The organism is Kitasatospora sp. NPDC059803, from assembly GCF_042732255.1.
GTDB lineage: Bacteria > Actinomycetota > Actinomycetes > Streptomycetales > Streptomycetaceae > Kitasatospora.
This window is the reverse complement of the sequence record NZ_JBHWIJ010000478.1, coordinates 1-3,850: the sequence shown is the minus strand read 5'-3', so window position 1 is coordinate 3,850 and position 3,850 is coordinate 1. Positions and strand designations below refer to the sequence as shown.

Annotated in this window: 4 protein-coding genes and 1 pseudogene; 1 reads left to right on the top strand and 4 read right to left on the bottom strand. The window is 75.0% G+C overall.

What is annotated here, in order from left to right; translation table 11 throughout:
- The 4 genes and pseudogenes from ACFV6I_RS38380 to ACFV6I_RS38365 form a co-directional block, all read right to left on the bottom strand.
- Positions 1-543 (bottom strand): annotated as a pseudogene (locus ACFV6I_RS38380) (hypothetical protein); the annotation flags it as partial.
- A gap of 238 nt (positions 544-781) precedes the next feature.
- Entirely contained in the window at positions 782-1,243 is a 462-nt protein-coding gene (locus ACFV6I_RS38375; RefSeq protein ID WP_363372543.1) for a DUF6113 family protein, read from the bottom strand.
- The gene (mshB, locus tag ACFV6I_RS38370; protein ID WP_380430806.1) at positions 1,240-2,184 is read right to left on the bottom strand and encodes an N-acetyl-1-D-myo-inositol-2-amino-2-deoxy-alpha-D-glucopyranoside deacetylase; all 945 of its coding nucleotides are present in this window, start codon (positions 2,182-2,184) and stop codon (positions 1,240-1,242) included. Before mshB ends, ACFV6I_RS38375 begins: the two co-directional genes overlap by 4 nt.
- Positions 2,185-2,215: 31 nt before the next feature.
- Entirely contained in the window at positions 2,216-2,410 is a 195-nt protein-coding gene (locus ACFV6I_RS38365; protein ID WP_063347949.1) for a DUF2304 family protein, read from the bottom strand.
- 312 nt (positions 2,411-2,722) lie between these two features.
- On the opposite strand from ACFV6I_RS38365, the gene ACFV6I_RS38360 reads away from it, so the two are divergent.
- Positions 2,723-3,850: DPP IV N-terminal domain-containing protein (locus tag ACFV6I_RS38360; protein ID WP_380430803.1), on the top strand; the 1,128-nt coding region annotated here is incomplete at its 3' end.

Below are 3,850 nucleotides of genomic sequence, written 5' to 3'. Positions count from 1 at the left end.
GCCCGCGCCCGGGGGCGCCCAGGGGGTTTTGGGGCCCCGGGCGGCTCGGGGGGGCGGCGCCGGCTCGGCCTTCTTCTGCCGCGGCCGGAACCAGGCGCCGGTGGACTCGGCCTCGGACGTCGCCGGCGGGATCGGCGGGACCTGCCACTCCGGCGGCAGCTCCGGCGGGGTGGCCGTGCGGGCGCCGCCCTCCATCACCCCGAGGACGGGGGAGGAGGGCGCGGACCGGTGCCGCGGGCCGCCCGGCTCGGGGGCGGCCGCCGGGGCCTCTTCGCCCGGGCCGTCCTCGTTCTTGACGGTGCTGCGGACCACGACCGGCGGGATCGGACGCGACCCGGGGATGTTGATCCGGACCCGGGTCGTCAGGGTGGTCTCGGTCTTCGGGCCGTCGTCCTCGCCGCCCGACGCGGCGCCCTGGGCGGCACCGGCCCGGTCGCCGCCCGGGAGTCCCGGTGTGCCGTAGGGCGGGGTGCCCGACGGGTAGGCGTCCGGACCCGTACGCCGGGGCGTCGGGTGGGCGTTGTCAGATTCGCGGCTGCTCAATGCTGCTCTGCTCCGGGTTCGCGGGCGGGCCGTGCGGCGCGACCGCGGTTCGTGGTCGCCGGGCCTGGGCGGGCGGCGGTCGGGTACGGCGTTCTGCGGGACCACCATACTGGGAAGAACAGAGCGACGAACGGCTTCGGACAGATCCTGATACGTCCGGTTCCTCCGGTATGAGAGTACGGCCGTGCGCTCCTGACTGCGCGTCGTGCGCGGTGCCGTACGTGCCCCGCGGGCGGGTTCAGCGCGGCGGGCCGGGCACGCCCGGGAACCAGCCGCTACGGGTCGGCAGGGTGGCGCAGATCACGCCCAGGACCGAGCCGCCGAACAGCCAGCCGAGCGAGGTGGCGTTGGACCACAGCACGTTGTCGCCCTCCGGCCGGGGCACGATCACCAGCAGCATCGCCATGAACCAGCCGGCCGCGGGCAGCGCCGCGCCCAGCCGGGTGCCGGTGACCCGCAGGCCGCCGTAGAAGGTGGCGCCGGTCGCGGCGAGCGCCAGCAGGACCCCCACGGGCGGCCACAAGGCCTGCACAAAGGATCCGCAGACCGACACCGCGACACCCAGCAGGAAGAACAGGGCGTAGGCCGTGATCCGGGCGCCGCGCGGGGGCTGAGGCTCGGCCAGCCGCTCCTCGCGGGTGCCGAGGACGGCCGCCGGGAACGAGCGGCGCGGCGGCCGGGCGGCGGCGGGCTCGGTCATCGGACGCTCTCCTCGGCGGTGGCGGTGGCGGTGGTGGTGGCGGTGGTGGGCAGCGGGTCGGCGGCGGGCGACAGGCCGGCGAACAGGTCGTCCTCGGGCCGCTCCGGCCCGGCCTGGCCGCGTACCAGCTGGTAGTACTCGGTGGTGACCAGCGGCTGGCCGAGGTCGTTGGAGAGCGCGAAGAAGGCGCCGTCCACGGTGATCTGAGTGGCGTGCGCGGCCATCGCGGCGGCCTTGCGCCCGGCGTAGGCGGAGCCGTCCAGCACGGTGGTGACCACCTCGTCGGCCACCACCCCGGGAACGTCGGCCGGCCGGGCCGTCCCGGGGAAGGGCGCCCGGGCGGCGGTCTCGGCGAGCCCGGCCTCGATCACCGAGCGGGGCATCCGGTTCCAGTAGACCTTGGCGATCCGCCAGGCCGGGCCCAGCTCCGGGCGGTGCGCCGGATCGGCCGCCAGCTCGTACGCGCGCATCGCGACCCGGTGCGCCTGGATGTGGTCCGGGTGCCCGTAGCCGCCGTTCTCGTCGTAGGTGACCAGCACCTGCGGCCGGACCTCGCGGACCACCGCGACCAGGTGGCCGGCCGCCTCGTCGACGTCGGCCTGCCAGAAGCAGCCGGGCACGTCGTTGTCGGGCAGGCCCATCATCCCGGAGTCGCGGTAGCGGCCCGGGCCGCCGAGGAAGCGGAGGTCGGTGACGCCGAGCGCGCGCATGGCCGCGGTCAGCTCGCCGATCCGGTACGCGCCGAGGGTTCCTTCCCGATCGGCCGTCAGATGGGCCAGCCCGGGCGGGATCACCTCGCCGCCCTCGCCGAGGGTGCAGGTCACCAGGGTGACCTGGGCGCCCTCGGCGGCGTACCGGGCCATGGTGGCGCCGTTGCCGATCGACTCGTCGTCGGGGTGGGCGTGCACCAGGAGCAGGCGGCGGCCGGTAGTCGCGGTCATGGGAGGAAGCCTAACGACCGCCGTGGCGGGGTCAGAGCTTCAGGCCGTTGATCATCCCGGCGAGGTTGCTGGTGACCTGGCTGATCGACGGCGCGATCGAGCTGGACGCCAGGTAGAAGCCGAGCAGCGCGCAGATGATCGCGTGCGCGAGCTTCAGCCCGGAGCGGCGGATCAGCACCACCACGATGACCAGCATCAGCATGGCTGCGGAGACGGACAAAGCCATGTCGGCTCACACCCCTTCTCGGGTGCGCCACCCCCTGGGGAGGGTGACGGTGGGACCGTACGGGACTTGCGGTCGGGCGACCGGGGCCGGGACGGGCCCGACGATCACCCGCCCGACCAGTCATACCCGATGGGTAAGGGGAGCATTACATTCGGTGAGTCTCCACGCGCCGGGGTACGGAGGCACTCGTGGGGCGCATGGGCCGGTCGGAGGGGGTATGGGCGCCTTTGGGGCGCACTCGGGAACGATGCTCCGAACGAGTGATCACCAGGCGCCCGGCAGCGGGAGTACGGCATCGTAGGGTCTGGTGCCATGACCTCCCACACCCCTGCGGACACCTTCCCCCGGCAGTACGCGCGGACCCTGCGCTACACCGTCGGCGCGCCCCGCTCCTTCTCCGTCGCACCGGACGGCTCGCGGGTCGTCTTCCTGCGCTCCCGGTCGGGCGGCGACCGGGCCAACCTGCTCTGGACCCTCGACACCGCCACCGGCGAGGAGCGGATCGCCGCCGACCCGGCCGTGCTGCTCGGCGGCGGCGAGGAGGACCTCTCGCCCGCCGAGAAGGCCCGCCGCGAGCGCAGCCGCGAAGGCTCGGCCGGCATCGTCGGCTACGCCCTGGACGCGGCCGGCCGACTGGCCGCCTTCGCCCTCTCCGGCCGGCTGTTCACCGCCGACCTGGCCACCGGCGCCACCGCCGAACTGCCCGCCCAGGGCCCGCTGCTGGACCCGCGGGTCTCCCCGGACGGCAGCCACGTCGCCTACGCCAACACCGCCGGCGAACTGCGCCTCACCCGCGCCGACGGCACCGCCGACCGGGTGCTCGCCGAGCCCGACGGCCCGAACGTCACCTGGGGGCAGGCCGAGTTCATCGCCCAGGAGGAGATGAGCCGCGACCGGGGCTTCTGGTGGTCCCCCGACGGCGACCGGCTGCTGGTCGAGCGCGCCGACGACACCCCGGTGCGCCGCTGGTGGATCGCCGACCCGGCCAACCCGCAGCGCGAGCCCGCCGAGGTCGCCTACCCGGCCGCCGGCACCGCCGACGCCGAGGTCGGCCTCTGGGTGCTCGACCTGGACGGCGGCCGCACCGAGGTGGTCTGGGACCGCACGGCCTACCCGTACCTCGCCCGGGTGCACTGGTCCGCGGGCGGCGTGCCGCTGCTGCTCGTCCAGGCCCGCGACCAGCGCAGCCAGCTGATCCTCGGCCTCGACGTGGCCACCGGCGCCACCGAGGTGCTGTTCGAGGAGCGCGACGACGTCTGGCTGGAGCTGTTCCAGGGCGTCCCGTCCTGGACCCCGGACGGCAAGCTGGTCCGGATCTCCGACGAGGGCGGCGTGCGGGCGCTGGTGATCGGCGACCAGGCCGGCCACCGGGCCCACCGGCACCACGGCTCGGTGTGTGTCGTATACACAACGGACGCGTGCCACGCTCTGGGGGGGGTA

Bases quoted from the DNA above. Each gene is read 5' to 3' on its own strand.
- ACFV6I_RS38375 (WP_363372543.1), bottom strand. From the start codon at position 1,243: ATGACCGAGCCCGCCGCCGCCCGGCCGCCGCGCCGCTCGTTCCCGGCG.
- mshB (WP_380430806.1), bottom strand. From the start codon at position 2,184: ATGACCGCGACTACCGGCCGCCGCCTGCTCCTGGTGCACGCCCACCCC.
- ACFV6I_RS38365 (WP_063347949.1), bottom strand. From the start codon at position 2,410: ATGGCTTTGTCCGTCTCCGCAGCCATGCTGATGCTGGTCATCGTGGTG.